We start from the raw sequence: 2148 nt of genomic DNA, 5'->3' as shown, positions 1-2148 counted from the left end.
CGGATCCTCAAGTGGACCCAGGGCAGCTCCGGCGAGCTCCGGTTCTCCGACTTCGACAAGGAGTTCCACGTGGAGGAGCCCCCCGCGGACGAGGTCTTCGACCTCGCCGAGCTCGAGGAGAAGTGAGCACAACGGCTCAGCGAGGCGGGCGCTGCTCTGCGGCTACCGACTCCCAGAACGCGCAGCGATGGTCGGCTTCGAGGTCGACGCGGGTGATTCCGCCAGGCCCGGAGTCCAGGGACAGGGTGCGTGGCCCGGCCCCTGCGACGGGCAGCCGCGGCAGCCGCGGCCACCTGGCCAGGTCGTGAGCGTTCGGGTTGCCGGACCGTGCGAACCCGGTCCAGTACTTGATCATCGTGGTCGACAGTGCCTTCTGCTGCTTGCTCAGTGAGGCGTAGGAGTCGCCCAGGTCGAAGAGCATGGGGAGCTCGGATCCGTGGTACGCCCCTGGCGGGAACCCTTCGGGGAACTCCCAGAAGTTCGCCGGTACGTCGGGGTCTGCGAACTCGAAGCTGTAGACGGGGACCCGCCCCGCGAGCATGCGGTTGGCCGAGACGGTCGGGCAGACCCAGCCGACATCGGTGCCCACCGCCGCCCAGGCCAGTGAGGCCGGGTGCTTGGCCTGTCCGCGGTAACGGCTCGGTGGGTACTGGGCGTGAATTCGGTCGGCGGCGGCCGCGCCGAAGGACTCGGTCAGCAGGTTCCGGTATCGCGCGTCGTCGATCGGCTGCTCGGCCTCGAACAGGGACCCGAACAGTCGGTGCTCGTCGCGGGTGTTTCCCTGTAGGACCGGCACCCGGTGGAACCGGCCGCCGCGCAGCGCTCTCACCGGGTCGAGTGGCAGCAAGGTGGTGTCGTACGCCGGCTGGGTGAACTGCCCGTTGAGTGCGAGCAGCTGTGCCGGCTCCACACGCTCCCGCAGGCAGCGCAGGGCACCGGCCCCGACGCAGTCCAGGTCCTTCGCGGCTGCCGTACCTCTGTCCTGTACGTCAGCGCGCGCCGCCCAGTATTCGGTCTCTCCGGCGCCGGGCCACATCACGTTGCGCGGCCACCGCTGGGTGCACGCGCCGCTGTGGATGATGGCGCGGTGGAACAGCCCCGCGGCGGTGGGTGAGGTCAGCTGGGCGCAGGCGCTGGCGCCGCCGGAGGACTCTCCCATCAAGGTCACGCGGCCCGGGTCGCCGCCGAAGGCCCGGGCATTGGACCGGACCCAGCGCAGCGCGGCCTGCTGGTCGGCCAGCCCGTACGTGCCCGAGTCCGGGAGATCGCGGTGGCCGAAGAACCCGAACACGCCCAGCCGCGAGTTCACCGTCACGACCACCGCGTCTCCGGCGGCGGCCATCCGGCGTGCGTCGAAGTCGCTGCCGGCTCCGGAGCTGAACGCCCCGCCGTGCAGGTAGACGATCACCGGACGGCGCTCATGGGTCGAGTGGGTCGAGCTCCGGGGAGTCGTGACGTTGAGGTAGAGGCAGTCCTCGGATGAGCCCTTCAGGACCTCGCCGTCGTCACCGAGCTGCGCGCACGCCGGGCCGGGCCTGCTGGCCTCGCGTACGCCGGACCACCGCCTCGGGTGTCGTGGCGGCTGCCAGCGCAGGTCGCCCGTGGGTGGCTGCGCATAGGGGATCCCCTGGAAGAGCAGGTTCTGCTGCTCGGCGACCCCTCGGACCAGACCCTGGTCGGTGCGAACCACGCGCTGGTCGGGATCTGTGTTGGCCGTCGAGGGCGAGGAGATCCCCTGCAGTCCGCTGAGCACCAGGCCCATGCAGGTCGCGAGCGCCCCGGCACGAGCGACGTACTTCCCCGATCCGAGGGTCTTTACGTTCATGCTTGTGACGCTAGGCCGCGGGATCGCACCTGTGAACCCTGCATCGGTTCCTGACGGGTGCTACCAAAGTCGCAGGAGGAATGACTCTGTAGGAATGAATGGGCGGTCGTGAGGCTTGCTAACGATTGTGTCGACCTCCATCAGACCCACCCGCAGGTCCGTCGGGCTTCGTAGCGACCGCGGACCGATCCTGCTGGCGGTGATGGTCTCGCTCAGCCTGGTCGCGATCGACATGACGATCCTGGCGACCGCGGTGCCGAGCGTGGTGAGGGACCTCGGCGGGTTCGAGCAGTTCCCGTGGCTCTTCTCGATCTACGTGCTGG

Annotated in this window: 1 protein-coding gene and 1 pseudogene; one reads left to right on the top strand and one right to left on the bottom strand. The window is 69.4% G+C overall.

What is annotated here, in order from left to right; translation table 11 throughout:
* Positions 1-136 precede the first annotated feature (136 nt).
* The gene (locus tag ACRDPS_RS23170) at positions 137-1825 is read right to left on the bottom strand and encodes a carboxylesterase/lipase family protein (protein WP_431504025.1); all 1689 of its coding nucleotides are present in this window, start codon (positions 1823-1825) and stop codon (positions 137-139) included.
* 127 nt (positions 1826-1952) lie between these two features.
* On the opposite strand from ACRDPS_RS23170, the pseudogene ACRDPS_RS23165 reads away from it, so the two are divergent.
* Positions 1953-2148 (top strand): annotated as a pseudogene (locus ACRDPS_RS23165) (MFS transporter); the annotation flags it as partial.

Origin of the sequence: Nocardioides sp., assembly GCF_050699375.1 — a bacterium.
Lineage (GTDB): Bacteria > Actinomycetota > Actinomycetes > Propionibacteriales > Nocardioidaceae > Nocardioides.
Note: the sequence above shows the minus strand (reverse complement) of the source record. Positions and strands in the feature narration are given on the sequence as shown.

What these genes read in the sequence shown, in the direction of transcription:
- ACRDPS_RS23170 (WP_431504025.1), bottom strand. Translation starts at nt 1,825, where the DNA reads ATGAACGTAAAGACCCTCGGATCGGGGAAGTACGTCGCTCGTGCCGGG.